The following is a 22,950-nucleotide window of genomic DNA, read 5'->3' on the forward strand; positions in this document are numbered from 1 at the left end:
CCCCGCCGACGTAGTCGGCGGGCTACGCCCGCCGCCCCTCCACCAGCCTGCGGCTGGTCCCCCTCCCCCGGTGGGGGAGGAACTTGGAAGTCGCCTTGCATCAATCGCGCACCAGCGCGCCATTCTCGATGCGTCGGAAGAAGCAGCTGCGCTCGCCGGTGTGGCAGGCGGGACCCGCGGCCTCGACCTTGAGCCACAGCGCGTCCTGGTCGCAGTCGATCCGCGCCTCGACCACACGCAGCACGTTGCCCGAGCTCTCGCCCTTCTTCCACAGCCGCCCCTTGCTGCGCGACCAGAACCACGCCTCGCCGGTGTCGAGCGTCTTGGCCAGCGCGTCTGCATTCATGTGGGCGAGCATGAGCAGCTCGCCGGTGGCGGCGTCGGTGGCGACGGCGGTGATCAGGCCGTTGGCGTCGTATTTGGGATCGAGGGTCAGGGTGGAGTCGCGCGGGTCGGTCATGGAGCGGTGTTAGCCAACCGCCATAGCTCCGTCATGCTGAACTTGTTTCAGCATCCATCGTGCAACCAGCGGCTCAGTCGCCTGTGGAGAGATGGACCCTGAAACAAGTTCAGGGTGACGGAAGTAGAAATAAGTGGCCGCGGCAAGGTCCCGCCGCGGCCATTTCATTCGTCAGCCGGCCAGGTCGAAGCGGTCGGCGTTCATCACCTTGGTCCAGGCGGCGACGAAGTCCTTGACGAACTTCTCCTCGTGACCCGCCTCGGCATAGACCTCGGCGACCGCGCGCAGCTCGGCATTGGAGCCGAAGATCAGGTCGGCGCGGGTGGCGCGCCAAGTCTCGTGCCCCCCGGCGCGATCGGTGGCGATGTACTCCTGATCGTCCGAGCCTTCGACCGCCTTCCAGACATTGGTCATGTCGAGCAGGTTGACGAAGAAGTCGTTGGTCAGCTGGCCCGAACGCCTGGTGAAGTGGCCGTGGCCACGCTCGCCATGATTGGCGCCGAGCACGCGCAGGCCGCCGACCAGCACCGTCATCTCGGGCACCGACAGGCCGAGGAGCGACGCGCGGTCGAGCATCATTTCCTCGGTCCGCACCGCCAGCTTCTTCTTGCCGAGATAGTTGCGGAAGGCATCGGCTTCCGGCTCCATCACCGCGAAGCTGTCGGCGTCGGTCTGCGCCTCGGTGGCATCGCCGCGGCCGCCGGTGAACGGCACCGCGACGCTGGAGCCCGCATCCTTGATCGCCTTCTCAAGCCCGACCACGCCGCCAAGCACGATCGCGTCGGCCAGCGACAGATTGCCGCGCAGCCCATCGAGCGTGCCGAGCACCTTGGCGAGCATGTTAGGCTCGTTGACCTCCCAGTCCTTCTGCGGCGCGAGGCGGACGCGCGCGCCATTGGCGCCGCCGCGGAAATCGGACTTGCGGAAGGTGCTGGCCGAGGCCCAGGCGGTCTTGATCAGCTGGCTGACCGTGAGGCCGCTTGCAGCGATCGCGTCCTTCACCGCCTTGACGTCGGCGTCGGACGGTGTGGTGCCGGCGGGGATCGGATCCTGCCAGATCAGGTCTTCGGCCGGCACTTCCGGGCCGAGGTAGCGGACCTTGGGGCCCATGTCGCGATGGGTCAGCTTGAACCAGGCGCGGGCAAAAGCGTCCTTGAACGCTGCATGGTCGTTGCGGAACTTCTCCGAGATGACGCGGAATTCCGGATCGACCTTGAGCGCCATGTCGGCGGTGGTCATCATCGTCGGGACCTTCTTGGACGAGTCATGCGCCGCAGGGGCCATGTCCTCTTCCTTCTGGTTCACCGGCTGCCACTGATGCGCACCGGCGGGTGATTTCACCAGCTCGTACTCATAGTCGAGCAGCAGGCGGAAATAATTCTCGCTCCATTGCGTCGGGGTGTTGACCCAGGAGCCTTCGATGCCGCTGGTCACGGCGTGCTCGCCGATACCGCCGCTCTCATGGCCGCTGACCCAGCCAAAGCCCTGCGCGGCGAGGTCGCCGCCCGCGGGCGCGGCGCCGAGCAGCGACGCGTCGCCATTGCCGTGCGCCTTGCCGAAAGTATGACCGCCGGCGGTGAGCGCGACGGTCTCCTCATGGTTCATCGCCATGCGCTCGAACGTTTCCTTGATATCGCGCGCCGACTGGAGCGGGTCGGGATTGCCGCCAGGCCCTTCGGGATTGACGTAGATCAGGCCCATCTGGATCGCGGCGAGCGGCCCTTCGATCTCGTGCAGGCCCTTGTCGGGATCGATGCGGGTCTGCACGCCCTCATTCACCCATTTGTCTTCCGAGCCCCAATAGATGTCGCGCTCGGGCTCGAACACGTCGGCGCGGCCGCCGCCGAAGCCGAACACGGGGCCGCCCATGCTCTCGATCGCGACGTTACCGGTGAGGATGAACAGGTCGGCCCAGCTGATATGCTTGCCGTATTTGCGCTTGATCGGCCACAGCAGGCGGCGCGCCTTGTCGAGATTGCCATTGTCGGGCCAGCTGTCGAGCGGGGCGAAACGCTGCTGCCCGCTATTGGCGCCGCCGCGCCCGTCGGCGGTGCGATAGGTGCCCGCCGCGTGCCACGCCATGCGGATGAAGAACGGGCCGTAATGGCCATAGTCCGCCGGCCACCAGGGCTGGCTGTCGGTCATCAGCGCGGTGAGATCGGCCTTGAGCGCCTGGTAGTCGAGCTTCTTGAACGCCTCGGCATAGTCGAAATCGTCGCCCATCGGGTTCGACGGACCGTTGGGGTTGAGAATCTCGGTGGCCAGCATCTCGGGCCACCAGTCGCGATTAGTGCGGCCCAGCAGGGCGCGGATGCCGCCCGGTTCGTGCATCGGGCAGCCACTGTCGATCGATCCGGTCTTGGCGTCCATGTGCTGATCCCTCCTTATGTGCTTGCTGTCGGGAGGGAGGCTATCGGAACCCGCCGCGGCTCGGTAACGAGATAAACAAGTCAGTGCGAACGAGAGAATCGATCACGTAACTGATGTGTCATCGATTGGGTCGAACGGATGTTTGCCCTCATTGTCACCCCGGCCTCGTGCCGGGGCCCACCGAGGGGAAGGCGATGGACAAGAGGTTCAACCGTATCGCGGGAGGCTGAGTGGACCCCGGCACGGGGCCGGGGTGACGGTTGGGATTTCCCGCTTCGCTGCGAAGTCAGAAAGAAGAAGACCCTCCCCAACCCTCCCGCAAGCGGGAGGGGCTAGAAAGCGGGAGGGGCTTTAAGGCCGTTTCAGCCCTTGCGGATCGCCTTGATCAGCTCGTCCTTGTCCATGTCCGAGCGGCCCTCGATCCCGATCTCCTTCGCCTCGTCGTAAAGCTCGTCCTTGCTGCGGTTCTCGAGATGCGCGCTGTCGTGATCGATCGTGCCGCCGGCATAGGCGTTGGCGATGCGCGCGGCCTTCTCCTTGCTCGCACCGGCCTCGCGCAAATCCTCATAGACCTTGTCGCTCTTGATCGTCGGGCCATGGTCCTTGGCCATCCTTCCTCTCCTTGCCGTTCGGGCAAGCAAACGCATGCGGAAACGCTGGGGTCCCGGGATTGATGTTACAAACAGGCGACAAGTGCGGATCGAACGCCTATATGCCCGCCCATCGACCACGAATCCCCCGCGAAGGGCCGATGCTGACCACAAATCCGTTCGATGACGACAAGCTGCGCGAAGAGTGCGGTATCTTCGGCGTTTCCGGTGCCGACGGCGCAGCTGCGCTCGTCGCGCTGGGGCTCCATGCGCTCCAGCACCGCGGCCAGGAGGCCGCCGGGATCACCAGCTGGGACGGCGCGCATTTCCACACCCATCGCGCGATGGGCCATGTCGCGGGCAATTTCGACCGCGACGAGGTGATCCGCGCGCTGCCGGGCGGTGTCGCCTGCGGGCATGTCCGCTACTCGACCACCGGCGAGACCGCGCTGCGCAACGTCCAGCCGCTCTATGCCGAGCTGGCCAATGGCGGCTTCGCGGTGGCGCACAACGGCAACATCTCCAACGCGATCCACCTGCGCCGCGAGCTGATCCAGCGCGGGTCGATCTTCCAGTCGACCTCGGACACCGAGACGATCATCCACCTCGTCGCGACCAGCGGCTATCGCGACCTGCTCGACCGGTTCATCGATGCGCTGAAGCAGATCGAGGGCGCCTATTCGCTGATCTGCATGACGCCCGAGGGGATGATCGCGTGCCGCGACCCGCTCGGCATCCGCCCGCTGGTGATGGGCAAGCTCGGCGACACCTTCATCTTCGCGTCGGAGACGGTCGCGCTCGACGTGGTCGGCGCCGACTATGTCCGCGACGTCGAGCCGGGCGAACTGGTGATCGTGCAGGACGGCGAGCTGCGCTCGATCCGCCCGTTCACTGCGATCGCGCCGCGGCCGTGCATCTTCGAATGGGTCTATTTCTCGCGCCCCGATTCGATCGCGCAGAACCGCTCGGTCTATGGCGTGCGCAAGGCGATCGGCGCGCAGCTGGCGATCGAATCCGGGATCGATGCCGATCTGGTCGTGCCGGTGCCGGATTCGGGCGTGCCCGCCGCGATCGGCTATGCGCAGGAGTCGGGCATCCCGTTCGAGCTAGGGATCATCCGCTCGCATTATGTCGGCCGTACCTTCATCCAGCCGAGCGCCGAGGTGCGTCGCCTGGGCGTCAAGCTCAAGCACAACGCCAATCGCGATCTGATCCAGGGCAAGCGCATCGTGCTGATCGACGATTCGATCGTGCGCGGCACCACCAGCCTCAAGATCGTCGAGATGCTGCGCGAGGCCGGAGCCGCCGAGGTGCACATGCGCATCGCCAGCCCCCCGACCACGCATAGCTGCTTCTACGGCGTCGATACGCCCGAGCGCTCGAAGCTGCTCGCGGCGAAGATGAACGTGCCGGGCATGGCGCAGTTCATCAAGGCCGACAGCCTAGCCTTCGTGTCGATCGACGGCCTCTATCGCGCGCTGGGCGAAGCCGAGCGCGGCGACGTGCTGCCGCGCTATTGCGACGCCTGCTTCACCGGCGACTATCCCACCTCCCTCACCGACCATAACGAGCAGGGCGCGGACCAGCTCGCGCTGCTCGACGAACCGGCCTGAAATCCATGACCGACAAGCAATTCACCGGGCGCGCCGCGCTCGTCACCGGCGCGAGCCGCGGCATCGGCGCGGCGACCGCCACGGCGCTCGCCGCGCAGGGCGCACACGTCATCCTCACCGCGCGCACTGCAGGCGGGCTCGAGGAAGTCGAGGAGGCGATCCACGCCGCCGGCGGCACCGCGACGATCGCCCCGATGGACCTGCTCGAGACCGACTCGATCCCCCGCCTCGCCGCAGCGGTGGCCGAGCGCTGGGGACAGCTCGACATCCTGGTGCTCAACGCCGCCGCGCTCGGCTCGCTCGCGGCGATCGCCGCGTTCGATCCCAAGGAAGTGGCCAAGACGCTGGCACTCAACGTCAGCGCGCAGGCGGCGCTGCTCGGCGCGTTCGATCCGCTGCTGCGCAAGGCCGAGGCGGGACGCGTGATCGGCCTCACCTCAACCGTCGCGCGCAAGCCGCGCGCCTTCTGGGGCCTCTATGGCGCGACCAAGGCGGCGTTCGAGAATCTGGTGCTGAGCTATGGCGAGGAAGTGCGCAACCTGACCCAGGTGCGCGTCGCCTTGCTCAACCCCGGCGCCACGCGCACCAGGATGCGCGCCCGCGCCTATCCGGGTGAAACACCCGAGAGCGTCAAGCCGCCGGAGGTAGTGGCGGATCGCATCGTCGCGTTGCTCGGCGAGGATTTCGAGACGGGCGCGTTCGAGACGCTCGACTAGCGGATATCGGCGTCGAACAGCGGGCCGAAGTCGAGGCCGGTCAAGCGCGCGATCTCGCGCAGCGGCGTTGGGCCGCTCGACGCGGGGAAGCTGTAGGGCGCCTCCCGGATCACCACCCGTTCCACCTCGCGCGTCTGCCACAGCAGATAGCCGGCCGAACGCAACCGCCCGCCTTGCTCGAACGCGACGATCTTCCAGAACGCGCGCGGGATCTTGACGCCCTTGACCAGCGGGTCGCGCGGATCGAGCACGGGGCCGGTGAACACCGAGACGCGACGGTCCTGCGTATTGGTGGTGTTGAGGACCAGATCCTCGAGATCGCTCCAATTGCTCTGATCGCGGGTGAGCGGGGTGAGGCGATGCCAGCGCTCCTCCTGCGGCGAGCAGTTGGTCATGTAGAAGGTATCGTCATTGGCGATGCGCGGCGTGCGCAGGACATCGCCCGGCGGCGCCCATACCGGATCGAGCCGGCGCACGAGATGACCGAAATCGAACGAGGAGAGGTCGTAGAGGCGCGGGCCGAGCTGGTCGGCCTCGGCGATGCGGTCGTCGAACATCCATTTGTCCGACGCCGCCTCGGGCTGGATGCCGGGTTCGAGCGGGCGATCGGGATCGCGGTCCTTGCGGCCAAGCGCCATCATGCGCGAGCCATCGATGTTGACCGCGGTGAACAGCGCCAGCTTGCGCGACATCGACATCACGATCGAGAAATGCTGATAGTTCAGCACATGGCCCGATCCGTCGAGCAACGGCGTCACATCCGACTCGAGCCAGTCGGGCACGAAATCGTCGATCGGAACGGCAAGGTCACCGCCGCCCAAGAAATCGGCCCGATAGCCCTCGCGCGGGCCGACCGGCTTGACGCGGACATTGGTCCACCGGCTTTCGAGCACCGTCGCGTCGCCGTCGCCATCACCCGCTAGCACAGTCGGCGCCGCGGGACGGCCATTGCCCTGGACGCTCGGACTGTTGAGCAACTCGAGCGCGGCAGCCGCCTGCTCGGCCCCTGCGGACAGTTCGATGCCGGTCTCCAATGCCTTCAGGATCGCGCTGATCCGGATCCCACGGTTGTGCAGTTCCGGCCGGCCCTTGGTCATCCGCCCGGTCTCGATCGCGGCATGGTGCAGCGCGACGAGCTGCCAGTAGCGGTTGAACACCGGCGAGCCCGACGATCCGTAATCGGTGTCGTTGGTGTAGAGGATGTAGGGCGCCTGATCGTCGCGGAACACGCACTGGCTCTCGAACAGGCAGATCAACTTCATCTGGCCGTCGGGATGCTGCAGCACGATCGTCGGCTGGCCCTCGAGGATCTTGTGGCGCTTGGCGTCCATCGGGAGCCAGCCCTGCGCGGCGAGCTCGCCGGGGCCGCCATCCTCGGTCGGACGGACCGCCACGAGCGTGAAGTCACACTGGTCCTGAGGCGAGGTGATGAACAGCCGCTCCGGTTCCAGCAGGAAGCGGCGCTTCGGCAGCGGCTGTTCATCGGCATCGAGCTCATAGCCGAACTCGGCGATCGCCTCGGCCGCGGCATCGGCGCTCGGCAACACGTGATTGTTGGTGATCAGCAGGCCGGGCGCGACGAGGAAGCCGGTGCCGAGATGCCGCGGACCGAAATCCACGAGCCGGCATACGGCGCGCGACGCACGCATGCCGCGCTCCAGGAAGTTGACTGGCGCCTTGTCGTCCGAGCCGACGCTCGCCTCGAACCGCCCTTCCGCGACGGTCGCGTGCCGCGCATGGGCGATGGCTTCCTCGCGCGGCCGGGCCTCGATCGGCCCCTCACGCTCGGCCGCGTCGACCCGTTGCTGGATCTCGTCTGCCTTGTCCTCGATATAGGCGCGCGCCTCGGCGTTCAGTTCGCCCTGCGCATCCTCGACCCGTTTGTTGAGCATCGCGGAGGTCCTCCCCGGCTCATCTCCCTACGCCCCTGCCACGACTCTTCCATGACGCGGGCGGCGAATAGGTCCGGAACGGGTCGATGCGGTCACCCCGCCAGGAACGCCTTCACCTCTGCCTGGAAGAACGGCGCGTTGTCCCACATGATGAAGTGCGCCGAGTTCGGCACGCGCTTCAGCACCGCGCCTTTCAGCGGGGCGTAGGACATCTGGTAATAGCCATCCATCTGCGCATCGGTCACCGGCGCGCCCTTGGGCGAGACGTAGAGCACGACGGTCTTGGCGGTGATCTTCGACAGTTCGGGGATCAGGTTGGTCATCACCAGTTCGCCATAGGCGCGCGCCGAGACGTCGCGGTCGGACTTCATCGCATCGTCGAGCGCGCCGGCGCGCATGTTTTCGGTCGCGACCATGCTGGCGATCGTGCCTTCGAGCTGCTTGGCATAGGCATCGGCCGGTGAGGTGCGCATGCCGTTCATGATCCCGTCGGCGATCGGCTTGAGCGTCGCCGGCGTCGCGTTGGGCCCGCCGAACATCGCGCCCATGAAGGGGAACATGTCGACGATCATCAGCTTGGACACGCTCGCGGGGTGGCGAGCGGCGAGCATCATGCCCATCGTCCCGCCCATCGAATGGCCGATCACTGCGACGGGCCCAAGCTTCTGCTCGGCGATGTAGCGCGCGATCTCCTCGGCCACCGGCGCGGCGACGTCGCCCGCGGTGTTGCCGCCCTTGTCGGTGCCGGCGAACCCATGGACCTGGACCTTGTGCCAGCGATATCCGGGCACCGCCGCGATCATCTCCTTCCACACCCGCGGCGAGGAGGAGAGGCCGGGGATCAGGATCACGTCCTTGCCCTTCCCTTCCACCGTCACGGTGATGCGGGTGGAGGTGAAATCCTTCGCCGTGGCGGGCGCGGGCAATAGCGCTGCAGTCAGCAGCATGGCGAAGAAGGCGAACAGGCCGCGGCGGTGAATCATGGCAATCCTCCCGGTTTCGGCGGAAACTATCGGGGGCGGATCGGCTCGTCCATCTCGATCACGATATCCTCATCGACCGCGGCCTCCTCGTCGAGCTCCTCCACGCTGAACGCCTCGCGGTACATCACGAAGCTGCCGTGATAGCCGGAGAAGCGCCATTCCCCGGACACCTCGGTGCCGTCGGCACTGATCGTCCCCGCATAAGCGACCGAATGGGCGAGCGCGCCCGCCGGGTCGTATTGCTTGGTGAAGCGCAGCTGCGTGCCCGTGCGATCGCCGTCGACAAAGGCGCGGCGGATATCCTCCGCGCCGGTCGTGTCGGGCTCGGTGATCGTGCCGCTGACTGCGCCGCCGGTCTCCTCGAGATGGGCGATGAAGCTGTTCTCCTCAACCTCCCAGGAGGAGGCAAAGTAGCGGCCGTACCAGACGCCGCTGACGTCGCGCGGATCGCTCACCGGCCTTCGACCAGCATGGCCAGTGCATCGACGGTGAGCGGCTCGGCGCAGAGGAAGCCCTGGTAGAACTGGCACCCTTCCTTGGCGAGCAGCTCGAGCTGCTCCCGCGTCTCCACGCCTTCGGCCACCACCGCAAGGCCGAGCGAGCGCGCCATGTCGATCACGCCGCGCACCACCACGCGGTCGCGCGCCGAGCCGGCGATGTCCTGGGTCAGCTTGCGGTCGATCTTGAGATAGTCGAGCGGGAGAGCCTTCAGGTAAGCGAGGCTCGAATAGCCAGTGCCGAAATCGTCGATCGCGACGCGGCAGCCGGCGGTGCGCAGCTCTGCAAGCAGCCGCGCCGCTTCGCTCAGGTCGCCGATCAGCCCGCCTTCGGTGATCTCGACCGTGAGGCGGCCGCGCGGGAAGCCGCTCGCATCCACCCAATCGAGGAACAGATCGGCGAAGTTGCTGCGCGCGACATCCGCGGCGGTGACGTTGACCGACAGGCGCAGGTCGCGCAGCGAGGCGGGCCAGCGCGCCGCCTCGGCCAGCGCGAGCCGCTGGACATGCTCCGACAGCGCGAGCTCGAGCCCCGCGCGTTCGGCGGCGGCGAACAGCATCTCGGCGCCGATCTCGCCGCTCGTATGCCGCCAGCGCGCCAGCGCCTCGGCGCCCGCGACGATGCCGGTGGCGACCGCGACCTGGGGCTGGAAGCGCAGCTCGATCTCGCCCGCGTCGAGCGCACGGCGCAGGTCGACCGCCAGCGCATCGACCGGCACCGTGCCCGGGGGCGCATCGTTCCCGGCAAGCGCATCACTCGCGCGCCGCAGCAGATCGGCCGCGCCATCACCGGGCTCCGCCGCCGCAGTCGCCGTCCGCGCGCCGAGCGGCACGATCTCGTCGCCGATCACGAAGGGACGCGCCAGCGCCTCCTCGATCCGCGCGGCAGTGGCATTGAGCAATTCGGCGGTGACACCCTCTGCTGCGGCGACGAACTCGGCGCCGGCGACCCGCGCCGCGACGAAGCGCCGTCCCAGCACCTCGCGCGCCGCCTCGGTCAAGCGCGCCAGCGCGGCCCGCAGCAGCGCGTCGCCGGCGATGCGGCCATAGGCGGTATTGATCATCTCGAACCGGTTGAGCGCGGCGAGCACCACGCCGACCGGCTGCCCCTCGCTCAGCCGCCGCTCGATCCAGCGCCGCACCCCGGCGCCGTCATTGACGCCGCTGAGCGCATCGCGCACCGCCGCGCCCGCATCGACCTCGCCCAGCCGCTCGATCAGCGCGTGGACGCGGCCGGTTCGCTGATCGAGCTGGAGATGCTCGACGACACGCCCTGCCCCGCTGAGCTCATGCGCGAACGCCGTCGCGGACAGCCCGTCGCGCAGCCGTGCGAACGCCGCGCGCAGCGCCGCGCGATCGGCCGTTTCCACCCGCCGTAGCATCGCGCGCAGCGAAGGCTGCTCGCCCAGCCCGAGCATCGCGGCGAGCGCGGGGGTCACCTGGATCGAGGCGAGCGCCGGATCGTAGCGCCAGCCGAGCGTCTCGCCGGTGCCGGAAAGCGGGATCGCCTCGCCGCTCACCCGCTCGGCATGGCGCGCGGCGAAGCGCAGCGCCTGGACGAACTCGGTCTCGCGCATCGGACTGGCGAGGAAATGCGTGGCGCCGGCGTCGTAGAAGGCGTCGAGCCGCGCCGCATCGCCGCGCGACACCAGGGCGAGCAGTGCGCTGCCCGTGGCCGCCGCCGCGCCCGCGAGCGCGCGGACCGCCGCCAGCCCCTCCTCGACCGCGCCGCGCGCATCGACCACCGCCACCGCCGCACCGCTCGCGAGCAGCCGCCGCTCGGCTCCGTCGGCGCGCCGCGCGGCGACCACGCGCCAGCCTGCACCAGCGGCGAGCCCGGCCAGTTCGTCGCGCTGGCGAAAGGAGAGCAGGAACAACGGCCGCTCGCGCCCGGTCATGGGATTGGCTGACGTGAGCGCGGGATCGTTCATCGGACCCATCCCTAACCCAAGGCTTGCTGCGACGCCATCAACGGCTTAGCTGCTGGTTGCATGGCGATTGCGCCCGCCCTGATCGACCGCCACGGCCGCACGATCCGCTACCTGCGGGTTTCGGTGACGGATCGCTGCGACCTGCGCTGCCGCTATTGCATGGCGGAGAAAATGACCTTCCTGCCGCGTGAGCAACTGCTCGCGCTGGAGGAGATCGCGCTGATCGCCGAGCGCTTCATCGCGCGCGGCGTGACCAAGATCCGGTTGACCGGCGGCGAACCGCTCGTCCGCCGCGACGCGATCGACCTGGTGTGGCGGCTTGGCCGGCAGGTTGGGCACGGTCTCGACGAGCTTACGATGACCACCAACGGCACGCGGCTCGCCGAGCATGCCGGGACGCTCGCCGATGCCGGAGTGCGGCGGATCAACGTCAGCCTCGACAGCCGCGATCCTGCCACCTTCCGCCACATCACACGCCATGGCGATGTCGCCCAGGTGCTCGACGGGATCAGCGCGGCACGCGCCGCCGGGCTCGCGGTCAAGATCAACATGGTCGCGCTCAAGGGGCTGAACGAGCACGAGATTCCATCCATACTCGAATGGGCGGGCACGAACGGCATGGACCTGACCCTGATCGAGACGATGCCGCTCGGCGCGATCGACGAGGACCGCGCCGACCGCTTCCTGCCTTTGACGGAGGTGTTCGAGACGCTGTCGCAGCGCTTCACCCTGATCCGCGACCCGCATTCGAGCGGTGGCCCGGCGCGCTACTGGCGTGTCGCCGAGACCGGCGCACGGCTCGGCCTGATCTCTCCGCTCACCGGCAATTTCTGCGAAAGCTGCAACCGCGTGCGGCTGACCACCGAGGGCAAGCTGTTCACCTGCCTCGGCCATGAAGACCAGGTCGACCTCAAGGCCGCAATCCGCACCGGCGGACTCGCCGCGGTCGATGCGGCGATCGACGCCGCGCTCGCCGCCAAGCCCGCGCGCCACGACTTCAGCGTCGAGCGCGGCGCGGCGCCCGCCGTGGGCCGCCATATGAGCGTGACCGGCGGATGACGACGATCCGCCGGGCGCTCCTCGCCTCGCCCACCAACCCGGCCGAGACCGCCGCGCACGAGTTGATCGCCGCGCACGATTGGGTCGATCTCGACCAGGCCGAGATGCTCGTCGCGCTGGGTGGCGACGGCTTCATGCTCCAGACGCTGCACATGCTGCTCGAGAAGCATCGCAACCTTCCTGTGTTCGGGATGAACCTCGGCACGATCGGCTTCCTGATGAACGAGTGGGAGCCGCATGGCCTCGACGAGCGGCTCGTGCGCGCGCGGCCGTTCAAGGTGACCCCGCTGGTGATGACCGCGACCACCGTCGACGGCGAGACGCATGTCCTGCCCGCGATCAACGAGGTGTCGCTGCTGCGCGAGACGCGCCAGACTGCGAAGCTCGAGGTGACGGTGAACGACCGCATCGTGCTGCCCGAACTGGTGTGCGACGGCATCCTGGTGGCGACCCCGGCGGGATCGACCGCGTACAATCTCTCCGCGCATGGCCCGATCCTGCCGCTGGGTTCGCAGCTGCTCGCGCTCACCCCGATCAGTCCGTTCCGCCCGCGGCGCTGGCGCGGTGCGATCCTGCCCGAAAAGGCGCGCATCTCGCTCCGCGTGCTCGACCCGGGCAAGCGCCCGGTAAGCGCGGTGGCCGACCAGCGCGAGGTACGCGAAGTGGCGCGCGTCGACATCGCGATCGACCACAAGCGCGACCTCACTCTGTTGTTCGATCCCGAGCATGCACTCGACGATCGCATCACGATGGAACAGTTCGTCGCCTAAGAATGGGGCGCGCAAAATTGTTTCCCCCGCGCGCTTGCAATGCGGGAAACCCCTTCGTATAGGCGCGCCCTCGCTGGTGTTCCCTGATAGCTCAGCGGTAGAGCATCCGACTGTTAATCGGACGGTCGTAGGTTCGAATCCTACTCAGGGAGCCATCCTTTCTAAAAGGGAAAATCTTTCCCTATTTTCAAAGGGTTAGAGTAAGAGAGTTACCTCCTCGTTTTGTTGCGGATTCCGCATCTGTCTGTTTTTACAGCATTTTTCATGCATCATCGGTTCGAAGCCGATCCGGGTCAGTATCCCGGAGATTCTAAGGTCGTCGCCAAGCGCCCGCTCGGCGCGCGCGGCGTCAAGCTGGTCGCGGAGTCACCATAGTCGGACGGGCATTCGCGGCCGACCGGCCCCGGTCAGCCGCGCATACGGTCAGTCTTCGGGCGCGATCGTGACCTCGAGGCCGTCCAGCGATGGATCGATGATCAACTGGCAGGACAGGCGCGAACGCGCGTCGCGGTGCGCGGAACTGTCGAGCAGATCATCCTCGTCGCCCGCCATCGGCGGCAGCAGATGCGCAAAATGCGGCGTGACGAACACATGGCAGGTCGCGCACGAACAGCACCCGCCGCACAGCGCGAACAGCTCGTCCACCCCCGATTCCCGGATCGCCTCCATCAGGCTCAGTCCGCTATCGGACTCGATCGAACGCGTTTCGCCCTCGCGGGTGATCACCTTTATCGTCGTCATCAATGCCATCCTGGGAGAGCGGTTTGCGTTGGACTGACGGCACTCGTGCGGACGAGGCTATAGGCCCAGCACTCTTTTTTTGAGCAGCGCCTTGACCAGCCGGTCTTCAAGGATTCGTCCAGCGGCATAGAGAGCGGCGAAGATCGCTGCGAACACATAAGAGGCAGTAGGCGAAGGTTTCTTATCGTCTTCGGCCTTGCCGGGTTTCTTTGGCTTTTCCGGTGCGGGTGCGCCCAAGGCTTTGTCGATCGGGTTTTGCGGCAGTGCCACTTCCTTTTTTTCGGGCTTTTTTGCCTCGGCGGACGGTTTCGCAAGATTGCCGAGCGCAACGGTCAACCCGGCGAAGCTCAGGAATAGGAGTGGCGCCAGAAAGCAGAGCAGCAACGTCCGGCTGGTCAGATGATAGCGCAGCACCGGCCCGCCCTCGCCTTCTTGAATCCGGAGAACGCCACCGTCGAAGATGGACATCTTGTCCTGGGCCGCCTGATCTTTCTTGCGAAAGGTAAGCGTGTCATTCGTCCGGTCATGGCTGGTGCCGGCCTGGCGGAACAGGGGGTCGAGCCTGCTAAAGACTTCGTCGCTCGATTGCCCCGGCGCGAGCGCCAGGCTGCCCCTGATGTTCCAGATCCAGTCGATGAAGCGCGAACTCACGGCATCTCCTTTTGGCAAGGCCCGTTAGATGCCGCGCCGGGCACGACGGATAGGCAGGCGAAGGTTATGCGATCCCAACAGCGGCATCATTCGGCCGGTACCGCCGCCTCGCGCCGGCCAAATCGTTGCCTGAACGTCTTCCAGCCCTCGGTGAAGGGATAGGTCATCGTCTCGCCGACCGACATCCTGCGTCCGCCCTCCATCCCCAGCAGTTCCGCTTCGCCGTCGACGCACGTGCCGAAAATGCGGTCGATGATGATCCAAGTGCCGGCATAATTGCTGCGGGTGGCTTCATAGTCCTGCGAATGGTGCAGGCTGTGATGCTCGGTAGTGTTGAACAAGAAGCGCCACCAGCGGGGCGAGTTGAAGCGGACGTTGATGTGTTGGTAGGTTCCGACCGCCAGACCCAAGGTGCCGGCGAGCAGGGCTGCGCGCGGCAGAAAGTCGAAAAACCCGCCGATGCCCAGACCGATCAGAAAGAGTTCGATCGGGTTGCCGACCGCACCCTTGTTGATGTTCAACTGAGTAATGTAGTGATGCGGTGCGTGCGTCAGCCACAGCGGGTACCAATTGTGCATCCCGCGATGCATCCAATACTGTCCGAAATCGAAGATGAACGAGATCATGAAGGCCTGCACAAGCAGCGGCAGGGCCATGAACCACGCAAACTTTTCCCAGTTCAGCGAGTGCTGGATGGCTTCGATCATGACGCCGTCGCCGATATAGCCTTCGGCCAAGTTGAGCACCGTATAGCCGAGCCCGACATAGAACAGGTCGGTGACCAGTTCCTTCCAGGTCAGGCGCCAGCTGTCGTAACGCGGGTTGACCCATTCGAGTGCCAGCAGCAACACCTTGAAGCCGATGCCGATGCCGATGGCGGTCGATGCCTTGGCGATGGAATTGGGCGCGTAATACCAGAACGCGATCAGTGCGAACAGCATCGTGGGCTGGAACCAGGTGAACACGAACTGCTTCACCGGGCCGCCTTCGACCCGGGGTATGTTTTCCCACCCCACGGTGACCGGCGCCTGGCCGCCTATCAGCCTTTTGCCTACGCGAACTCCGTCCATATGCCCGCCTCGCAATGTCCCGGCACGCCAAGGGATGATCTCCGCAGCCCATTGGTCGCAATTCGGCAAGCATCAGGAAGCTCAAGCCATCACGCCAGATGCCATAATCGTATACGCCCCATAGATGCTACCTATGCCTTGGTGCATTGGGCGACGCTCGGCACGGATTGGCGGCCGGCCGTCAGCGAGCAATCACCGCGTGCCGCGCGAGATGGCCCTTTTCACGCGCCATCCATGCCTGCGCCTCGAGGGTGCTCGTCGTCTGATGGTCGAAAATGAAATCGGGCAGATGAAGATCGAGGACGAAGTGCAGCCGGTACGACCGCCCATCGATGATCTTCGACAGGGTGATGATGCCATCGGGACCAAGACGGAAGTCTCCCGCCGCGACGGCCTGGCCCAGGCGATCCGGGCGCGTGCTGTGCGTGATGGCAGCGCCGTCGGTGGCGATCGAGACCTCGTAGCTTTCGATCTCCCGGTCGGTGACGATGCCTTCGGCGCGTGCCTGCTCGAGGCTGACCGCGCCCTGCAAGGCATCGTCCAACGCCGGCAGTCGCGACTGGGCGTAAGCCGCGTACTCTCCCGCCAGAATGAGGCCGCCCGCCATCGGAAAGCGCTGCCCGCTCGTTTCGTTCAACATGCTCACCAGGCGCAGGCCGAGCAATGTGCCGCGGGACGGTTGCTGTCGCCAGTCCTCGACATAGGCGCCCGAGGGCGCGAATTCGAGGACGCTGTTGCCGATGAAACGGAGGCTCGCGGGCTCCGGCCACTGGTTGCACGGCTGATAATTGCGGCCGATGTTCCAGGAGAGTTGCCGTGTCGCATCGTCCCACAACGTGTCTCCAACCCATCCCTGGCGTTCCGGCACCGGGGTGGCCGCCCCATCGGGCAGGCGCAGGTCGATCGTGAAGGTGCGGGACTGGAACCAGTAGACAATGGTCGTCTCGTCGGTCGTGCCCGTGCAGAAGGTGATGCTCTTGCGGCGGAAGGCGCCGAGGAGGCGCCGGGGAAAGGCGAGGCCGTCGAGACCGGCAATTGGCAGCCGCTCGAGCAGTTCGGCAAGGGTCATGCGCCCGCCGGCGCCGCTTGCAGCCCGAAGGAATCGAGCGGCACGGCGTCGTTCAGGACGAGTTCCCCCTGCGCGATGCGGCGTTTCAGGTAAGCGAAGGTTTGCGCCGTTTGGTTGAACAGATGCTCGCCGCCCCGCAGCGGTGCATATCGGGGCTGCTCGCCGCGCACGATAGGCGCGACGACATGATCATAGTCGCAAGCGTGGAACAGCGGGAAGGAATAGCGCTCTTCGGCAACCTTCTTCACGCGATGTCGCGTCGCAACGTACCGGCCGTTGGACATGATCTCCATCATGTCGCCGATGTTCATGATCATCGCACCTTCGATCAGCGGCACGTCTAGCCATTCGCCCTGCTTGTCGACAATCTGGAGGCCGGGCGCCGTCGCGAAGAGCAGGGTGAAGCATTCATAATCCGTATGCGCGCCGATGCCGGGCCGATCCTCGGCGCAGGCATCGAACGGATAGTGGATCATGCGAAGCTGGCTCGGCGGATGCCGCAGCAGCGCGTCGAAATGATTTTCGTCCAGGCCCAGCGCGAGCGCGAAGCCGCGGAACAACCGGCGCCCGATGCCCGTGACGTGCCGGTAATAGGCCAGCACGTCGTCACGGAAACCCGGCATGTCCGGCCACAGGTTTGGTCCGAGCAGCGGCCTGCGCCCCGCGGTAAGCGCATAGTCGCAATTGATGTCATAGGCTTCCTTGAGGTCGTCGGTCCCGCCGCCGAACTGCTCCTCCCCGACCGGCACATAGCCGCTGTGGTTCTGCGATAGGCCGATATAGCTTTTCATCTTGGTGGCGTGGTCGAGCGCGAAATAGGTCCTGGCTCGCGCGACGAGCCGGTCGAACAGCGCGCCGTCGAGCTGCTCGCCCCTGATATAGAGGAAGCCCGCATCCGCGCAGGCCCGGTCCAGCTCCTGCGCCACGGCCAGCCGATCCTCTAGGCGCTCGCTGTCCAGCAGGGAGATGTCGACGAGCGGGAGAACAAGGGCCTTGGTCATCTCCGCCAGCCTAGCTGGCAGGGGTCATAGCGCCAGATGCGGCGTCTTTATGTTTTTCATCGATCTGATCTATGACCAGCTTAGGCGGGGCGCCTCGGACCGGGCGGGTCCGTCGCTGACCATGGCCTATGGAAAGGGCGACATGACGGATCGACCGCCGTTGATCGACAAGAAATTCGCCAGTCGTGTCGACTGGAACCTGATGCGCACCTTCATCGACATCGTCCGGGCCGGCGGCATCGGCGCCGCCGCGCGCCAGCTCAACCGTCAGCAGCCGAGCATCAGTGCGGCGCTCAAACGGCTTGAGGATCATGTCGGCACCACCCTGCTGCATCGCACTGCCACCGGCGTCGAGATGACCGTCGCGGGCAAGGCGATGATGGCGCTGTGCGAGGACATGCTCGAATCTGCGCGGATGATGCCGCATCAGATCGCGCAGGCGACCAAGCGCGTCGAAGGCTTCGTCCGCATCCAGATCGTGTCCGGCCTCGTCTCGCCCGTGTTCGACGAGGCCATAGCGAGCTTCCATCGTCGCAACCCCGCCATCCATATCGAGATACGCGTCTCGCCGTGGCGCCAGGTGCTCGATGCCCTGGAACAGGGTGAGGTGGAAATCGGCGTGGGTTACGACAACAGCGTTCGCGGCAGCCTGATGTACGAACCGCTGCTCGTCGAGCGCCAGCAGCTCTATTGCTCCCGCAGCAATCCCTATTTCGGCTATCGCATCAGCCGGCTCGGCGAGCTCAAGGACCAGGGCTTCGTGCTCACCGGCGACGACGAGATTGAATTGATCACGCATCTGCGCCGGCGCTATCGACTGGGGACCCGGGTGAACGGCGTGGCGGAGGACATCAACGAGGCGCGGCGCCTGATCACGCACGGCGTCGGCATCGGCTTCCTGCCGATCCTCGCCGCCGAGAGCGAAGTCGCCAGGGGCACGCTCTGGCCGATGCTCCACGCCGATTTCGAACCCTCCTACGACATCTTCCTGCTCGCCCGGATCGAGCCGGCACGGGACACCGCGACGCAGCTTTTCTGGGATGAAGTGATCCGGCGGATCCGCGCACTCCCCAGGTCATAATATAGATCTATGCCTTTCATCGGCAGTTTACGCCTGCCTTCATGACGCGTCGCAGCGCAGTGTTTTCGCACTGGATGGAGCTGCGTCGTGGAAACGAGCCTCAAGAACCGGATCTTCAACTACATCCCGCCCGCGATGATCGCGGCGGTTCTGCTGTTCTGGGCGTTCGGTCCCGAGGCGTTGCTCAAGAACCCCTGGACGCTTGTCGTAGTGTCACCCCTCATCACCGTGACCGTCCTGCTGCTCGAGTGGGTCAACGAGCGTCATGCAGGCTGGCGGATGAACCGGCAGGAGTTCTTCACCGACCTCTTCTACAACATCCTGATCGCCACCGTGATCGCGTGGACCGTGCAGCTTGTCGCCGAGACCCCCCTGACGGCGGCCAAGGCCTCGCTCGGCATCACCACAGCATGGGCGATGAGCTTGCCGTGGATCCTCCAGGTCGTCCTGGTCATCGTCGTGCACGAATTCGGCCAGTACTGGATGCACCGGCTGATGCACAACTCGACGCCGTTCTGGCTGACCCATGCGCCGCACCACCACATCACCCAGCTCAACGCAGGCAAGGGCGCAGTGGGCAACCCGATCGAACTGGTCCTGATCAGCCTCAGCGCGGTGGTGCTGTTCGATCTCGACAAGACCGCGGTGTTCGCCGCATTCGGCGTGCAGAGCGTGATCACCGTCTTCGCCCATGCCAATGTGCGTGCCGATCCGCCGATCTGGTATTCGTTCTTCTTCACGACGATCCGCCACCACAGCCTGCATCACTCGGTCGGTTACGAGGAAACCCGCTGCAACTACGGCAACGCGCTGATCCTGCTCGACCGTATCTTCGGCACTTACCGCGAAGGCGAGGGCGTTCTCGTCGGCCAGGACGACCGCAAGCGCCTGACGATCCGGGAGCAGACGCTGTTCCCGTTCCAGCCGCTGATCGACAGGTACAAGGCCCGCAAGGCTGCGTCGCGCAACAGCGATGAGATCGTCGCCAATGACCAGGGCGAGCATGGCGACGCACCCGCCCGCGAAACCGTGGGAGGTGCAGCCGCGGCATGACGGGGATGCGCGCCGCACGGATCGAGGCAGCCCGCAGCGCGCTTTCCCGCGGCGACCTGAACGCAGCCCACCGGTTCGCCGCGACGCTGGTGGCCGAGAATCCCCGCGATGCCGAAGGCCACTTCCTGCTTGGCGTCGCGGAATCGAGCGCCGGCCGCATTCAGACTGGCATCCGGCATTTGGAGCAGGCGGTGGCGCTCGATCCGCAGGGTGAATATCGCGCGCAGCTCGCCAAGCTGTTCACCCTCGTCCGCCGCGACGGCGACGCCGCGGCGATGCTGCGCGATGCCGAGCAGGCCCCGCCCGCTGACGCGCTCAGCCGCGACACGATGGGCTGCGTCTATGCCCGGCTGGGCGACCACGCTGCCGCCCTTCCCCATTTCGACGAGGCGGTGCGGCGCGATCCGCGCAACACCGAATACCGCTACAATCAGGCGGCAACACTGAACTTCCTGGGGCGGACGGAGGAAGCCGATGCTGCGCTCGAGACGCTGATCGCCCTCGCGCCCGGCAACGCCCGCGCGCATCATCTCCTCGCCAGCCTGCGCAAGCAGAGCACCGAGCGCAACCATGTCGAGCGCCTCGCACGGACGCATGCCGCGGCGCGCGACGGCGGCGACCGGCTGCGTCTGGGCTATGCGCTCGCGAAGGAGCTGGAAGATATCGGCCGGCCAGCCGAAGCGCTGGACTGGTTGTGCGAGGTCAATGCCGAACACCGCGGAACGCTGCCATACACGTTCGCACGCGACGCCGCGGTGTTCGACGCGATCGAGGCGAGCTGGCCGGCGCTGGCAGCGGCGCCGGCGAGTGAGCCGCCGACAGACGCGCCGATCTTCGTCATCGGCGTGCCGCGCACCGGGACCACGCTCGTCGATCGCATCCTGTCTTCGCACCCGGATGTCGAAAGCGCCGGCGAACTGCAGGCCATGCCGATCGCGGTAAAGAAGGCCGCGGGTACGCCCGGCCCCGCGGTGATGGATCCCGAGACGATCGCCGCCGCCGTCGGCCGCGACCTGGGCGACATCGGGCGCGAATATCTGCAAAGGGCGAGCCATCACCGCCGTGATCCGGGCCGGCGCTTCACCGACAAGTTCCCCGGCAACTTCCAATATGCGGGGTTCATCGCACGGGCGCTGCCTTCGGCCAGGATCGTCTGTCTGCGCCGTCACCCGATGGACACGGTGCTCAGCAACTTCCGCAACTTGTTCGCGGTCGGCTCGCGCTATTACGACTATAGCTACGACCTTCTCGACATCGCTGCCTATTACGATCGCTTCGACCGGCTGATGGCCTTCTGGCGCGATGCCCTGCCCGGGCGGGTGCTGGAGGTGCGGTACGAAGACCTGATCGCCGATCAGGAAGGCGAGACCCGCCGGCTGCTGGCGCACTGCGGACTCGCATGGTCGGACGACTGCCTGTCGTTCCACACCAACAGCGCGCCCGTCTCGACCCCAAGCGCCGCCCAGGTCCGCCGGCCGATCTACACCGAATCGGTCGCCCGGTGGAAACGGCACGCGGACGTCCTCGAACCGGTGCAACGCTTCTTCGCGGCTGCCGGCATCGCCATCGATTGAGAGGAACCCAAGGCCATGCCCACGCCTGCAAAGCAAATCCTGGCGCTCGGAGCCGTGCTCGCCGCCGCTCTCGCTTCGCCGGCTTCTGCCGGGGATGGGCCCAAGACGCGGCTGGTCGATTGCGAAGCCGGAAGCTGCCTCCTCGTGACGGGGCGCCGCGCGCATACGGCTTCGACCGTCACCATCAACGGCCATGCGGTTTCGGTCGAAGGGGCGCGCAAATGGCGCGTGCGCCTGCCGGTCGAGACGCTGCGCAAATGGTCCGTCCCATATGCGCGGACGATCACGGTTTCAGTGATCGATGCCAGGATGCGGGCCGAAAGCTCAGCCGAGGCCGATCTGCCGATCGGCTTGCTCGGCCATGTCGAGAATCTCGCGATGCTGGTGGTTAGGGTGAAGTAATAATCAGCAGCCATCAAAGTAATAAAGCGGCAATATACTAATCGTCGATTGAAATTTCATCGTCCGGCACTATGTGAACCGCGGTCGCCGGAGAGCGACGCATGTTCGACTCAGGAGATGACGATGAAGATTGGCCTCATGGCTCTTGCCACTATCGCCCTGGCGACCTCGGCCTCGGCCGCTACCGAGAACCCCTTCGCCAAGGATCAGGCGATCCTGGACCTCAAGGGGCTGGACCTCTCGACCGCCGAAGGCCAGCAGCGCCTTGCCATCCGCATGGACCAGGCCGCGCGCGCCGTGTGCGGCGACCGTGTGGCGGCCGTGCACCTCGCCGTCGAAAGCAAGGCGCGCGAATGCCGCGCTGCGGTCGTGGCCGATGTCCGTTCGCAAATCGAGGCGCGTTCGGCCAATGCGGACAGCCGCGCTCCGGTCCGGCTCGCGGCGCTTCGCTGACGTCCGAACGCTCGTCCGCGGCCCAACCGGGCCGCGGACAGGTCATTTCGCCAGTTTCGCTGGCTTCGGCCACCAGGTCAGGGTGTGCACGTCGTGCGCCGAGGTCCACAGGCCCGCTTTCGTGAAGCGTAGCGCACCGCTGCCTTCCGCCTTCCCCACCCGCGCACGAACCTTCATGGATTTCGGGTCGATCGCGACGAAGGTCTGATCCTCGGTCGTGCGCAGCCATACCATGCCTGCGCCGGTGTCGATGTCGCCATATTTCAGCACCGCGCCGACCTTGACCCGCCCCGTTACGTCGCCGCTTTTCGGATCGATGCGGACGACCGTGCCGTCGCCCTGCTCCTGAACCCAGACCGCCCCTTCGCCCGCGGCGAGGAAGCCGGGCTGCTTGCCCAGGGCGGTGGTCTTGACGACGGCGTTGGTGGCGGGGTCGATGCGCTGGATCGACTGTTTGTCGCTGCTGACGGCCCAGACCGACCCGTATCCGAAGGCCAGATACCAGGTGCCTGGATTCACCGGGATGGTCGCGATCACCGTGTTGGTGGCGGGATCGACGCGCGACACCGCGCCGGCGCTATTGTCGCTCGCCACCCAGATCGATCCGGCCCCTGCGACCACGTTCAGCTCGCCCGTGCTGGCGAGGCCGGTGGGAATCGTCGCGGTCTTGCGTGCTGTCCGCGTGTCGATGCGGACGAGCGCGTTTTCCTTGCAGTCGGCCACCCACAGCGAACCGTTTAGTATCGCCATGGCGCCACAGGGTTTGGACATGGCGACCTCGGCCAGCTTGCCCTTGCGCGACCAGCGCTCCACCCGGCCAGCGTTCGTCGTCCAGACGCTTTCACCGTCGACCGCCAGGAAATCGGCGAAGCCCGGTACCTGGATGACCTGCTCCTCCTGCGCCTGCACCGCAAGCGGGATGGAACCGGCGCTTGCGGCCAATGCAACGACTAGTGTCCGAAGTTTCCGCATGA

The 22,950-nt window shown here is 66.2% G+C and carries 22 protein-coding genes and 1 tRNA gene; 10 read left to right on the plus strand and 13 right to left on the minus strand.

Going from position 1 to position 22,950, the window contains the following annotated elements:
- Positions 1-100 precede the first annotated feature (100 nt).
- From hisI to OK349_RS14490, 3 genes are all read right to left on the minus strand, one after another.
- Positions 101-460, minus strand: a complete 360-nt coding sequence (gene hisI / locus OK349_RS14480) for a phosphoribosyl-AMP cyclohydrolase (RefSeq protein WP_265118624.1) — start codon at positions 458-460, stop codon at positions 101-103.
- Positions 461-631: 171 nt separating this feature from the next.
- Positions 632-2,830, minus strand: coding sequence for a catalase/peroxidase HPI (katG, locus tag OK349_RS14485; RefSeq protein WP_265118625.1), 2,199 nt, complete (start codon positions 2,828-2,830; stop codon positions 632-634).
- Positions 2,831-3,192: 362 nt separating this feature from the next.
- Positions 3,193-3,441, minus strand: a complete 249-nt coding sequence (locus tag OK349_RS14490; protein ID WP_265118626.1) for a DUF7218 family protein — start codon at positions 3,439-3,441, stop codon at positions 3,193-3,195.
- Positions 3,442-3,581: 140 nt separating this feature from the next.
- Between OK349_RS14490 and purF the strand changes: the two genes are divergently transcribed.
- Both purF and OK349_RS14500 read left to right on the plus strand, forming a co-directional pair.
- Positions 3,582-5,033 carry an amidophosphoribosyltransferase gene (gene purF, locus OK349_RS14495; protein WP_265118627.1) on the plus strand — a complete coding sequence of 484 codons (1,452 nt, stop codon included), beginning with the start codon at positions 3,582-3,584 and terminating at the stop codon, positions 5,031-5,033.
- A 5-nt stretch (positions 5,034-5,038) separates the two neighbouring features.
- A complete protein-coding gene (locus OK349_RS14500; protein ID WP_265118628.1) occupies positions 5,039-5,749 on the plus strand; it encodes an SDR family NAD(P)-dependent oxidoreductase in 711 nt (236 codons plus the stop codon).
- Here OK349_RS14500 and OK349_RS14505 read toward each other — a convergent pair.
- The 4 genes from OK349_RS14505 to OK349_RS14520 form a co-directional block, all read right to left on the minus strand.
- Complete coding sequence (locus OK349_RS14505) at positions 5,746-7,641, minus strand: DNA/RNA non-specific endonuclease (RefSeq protein ID WP_265118629.1); 1,896 nt, start codon at positions 7,639-7,641, stop codon at positions 5,746-5,748. The genes OK349_RS14500 and OK349_RS14505 overlap by 4 nt on opposite strands.
- Before the next feature lie 92 nt (positions 7,642-7,733).
- Complete coding sequence (locus tag OK349_RS14510; protein WP_265118630.1) at positions 7,734-8,624, minus strand: alpha/beta fold hydrolase; 891 nt, start codon at positions 8,622-8,624, stop codon at positions 7,734-7,736.
- 26 nt (positions 8,625-8,650) lie between these two features.
- Entirely contained in the window at positions 8,651-9,079 is a 429-nt protein-coding gene (locus tag OK349_RS14515; RefSeq protein ID WP_265118631.1) for a hypothetical protein, read from the minus strand.
- Positions 9,076-11,052, minus strand: coding sequence for a putative bifunctional diguanylate cyclase/phosphodiesterase (locus OK349_RS14520; RefSeq protein ID WP_265118632.1), 1,977 nt, complete (start codon positions 11,050-11,052; stop codon positions 9,076-9,078). The genes OK349_RS14515 and OK349_RS14520 overlap by 4 nt, the downstream gene beginning before the upstream one ends.
- 60 nt (positions 11,053-11,112) lie before the next feature.
- Here OK349_RS14520 and moaA point away from each other — a divergent pair, with 60 nt between their 5' ends.
- From moaA to OK349_RS14535, 3 genes are all read left to right on the plus strand, one after another.
- On the plus strand, positions 11,113-12,111 hold the full coding sequence (gene moaA / locus OK349_RS14525; protein ID WP_265118633.1) for a GTP 3',8-cyclase MoaA: 999 nt from the start codon (positions 11,113-11,115) through the stop codon (positions 12,109-12,111).
- On the plus strand, positions 12,108-12,881 hold the full coding sequence (locus tag OK349_RS14530; RefSeq protein WP_265118634.1) for an NAD kinase: 774 nt from the start codon (positions 12,108-12,110) through the stop codon (positions 12,879-12,881). The genes moaA and OK349_RS14530 overlap by 4 nt, the downstream gene beginning before the upstream one ends.
- Positions 12,882-12,961: 80 nt before the next feature.
- Positions 12,962-13,036, plus strand: a tRNA-Asn gene (locus tag OK349_RS14535).
- Positions 13,037-13,304: 268 nt separating this feature from the next.
- Here the strand turns inward: OK349_RS14535 and OK349_RS14540 are convergent.
- The 5 genes from OK349_RS14540 to OK349_RS14560 all read right to left on the minus strand — a co-directional run bounded on the left by OK349_RS14540 (position 13,305) and on the right by OK349_RS14560 (position 17,413).
- Positions 13,305-13,622: a 2Fe-2S iron-sulfur cluster-binding protein gene (locus tag OK349_RS14540; protein WP_265118635.1), complete on the minus strand. Its 318-nt coding sequence runs from the start codon at positions 13,620-13,622 to the stop codon at positions 13,305-13,307.
- 57 nt (positions 13,623-13,679) lie between these two features.
- Positions 13,680-14,273 (minus strand): hypothetical protein, encoded by a 594-nt coding sequence (locus OK349_RS14545; RefSeq protein WP_265118636.1) that lies wholly within the window; start codon positions 14,271-14,273, stop codon positions 13,680-13,682.
- An 86-nt stretch (positions 14,274-14,359) separates the two neighbouring features.
- A complete protein-coding gene (locus OK349_RS14550; RefSeq protein ID WP_265118637.1) occupies positions 14,360-15,343 on the minus strand; it encodes a sterol desaturase family protein in 984 nt (327 codons plus the stop codon).
- A 181-nt stretch (positions 15,344-15,524) separates the two neighbouring features.
- Positions 15,525-16,412 carry a hypothetical protein gene (locus tag OK349_RS14555; RefSeq protein WP_265118638.1) on the minus strand — a complete coding sequence of 296 codons (888 nt, stop codon included), beginning with the start codon at positions 16,410-16,412 and terminating at the stop codon, positions 15,525-15,527.
- On the minus strand, positions 16,409-17,413 hold the full coding sequence (locus OK349_RS14560) for an isopenicillin N synthase family dioxygenase (protein WP_265118639.1): 1,005 nt from the start codon (positions 17,411-17,413) through the stop codon (positions 16,409-16,411). Before OK349_RS14560 ends, OK349_RS14555 begins: the two co-directional genes overlap by 4 nt.
- Positions 17,414-17,555: 142 nt before the next feature.
- On the opposite strand from OK349_RS14560, the gene OK349_RS14565 reads away from it, so the two are divergent.
- The 5 genes from OK349_RS14565 to OK349_RS14585 all read left to right on the plus strand — a co-directional run bounded on the left by OK349_RS14565 (position 17,556) and on the right by OK349_RS14585 (position 21,976).
- Positions 17,556-18,494, plus strand: a complete 939-nt coding sequence (locus tag OK349_RS14565; protein ID WP_265118640.1) for a LysR family transcriptional regulator — start codon at positions 17,556-17,558, stop codon at positions 18,492-18,494.
- An 87-nt stretch (positions 18,495-18,581) separates the two neighbouring features.
- Positions 18,582-19,547, plus strand: coding sequence for a sterol desaturase family protein (locus tag OK349_RS14570; protein ID WP_372340574.1), 966 nt, complete (start codon positions 18,582-18,584; stop codon positions 19,545-19,547).
- A complete protein-coding gene (locus OK349_RS14575) occupies positions 19,544-21,121 on the plus strand; it encodes a tetratricopeptide repeat-containing sulfotransferase family protein (protein ID WP_265118641.1) in 1,578 nt (525 codons plus the stop codon). The genes OK349_RS14570 and OK349_RS14575 overlap by 4 nt, the downstream gene beginning before the upstream one ends.
- 15 nt (positions 21,122-21,136) lie before the next feature.
- Positions 21,137-21,523 (plus strand): hypothetical protein, encoded by a 387-nt coding sequence (locus OK349_RS14580; protein WP_265118642.1) that lies wholly within the window; start codon positions 21,137-21,139, stop codon positions 21,521-21,523.
- 123 nt (positions 21,524-21,646) lie between these two features.
- Entirely contained in the window at positions 21,647-21,976 is a 330-nt protein-coding gene (locus OK349_RS14585; protein ID WP_265118643.1) for a UrcA family protein, read from the plus strand.
- A gap of 42 nt (positions 21,977-22,018) precedes the next feature.
- Here OK349_RS14585 and OK349_RS14590 read toward each other — a convergent pair whose 3' ends face one another.
- Entirely contained in the window at positions 22,019-22,948 is a 930-nt protein-coding gene (locus OK349_RS14590; protein WP_265118644.1) for a Vgb family protein, read from the minus strand.
- Between the last annotated feature and the right edge of the window lie 2 nt (positions 22,949-22,950).

The organism is Sphingomonas sp. BT-65 (assembly GCF_026107375.2).
Lineage (GTDB): Bacteria > Pseudomonadota > Alphaproteobacteria > Sphingomonadales > Sphingomonadaceae > Sphingomonas.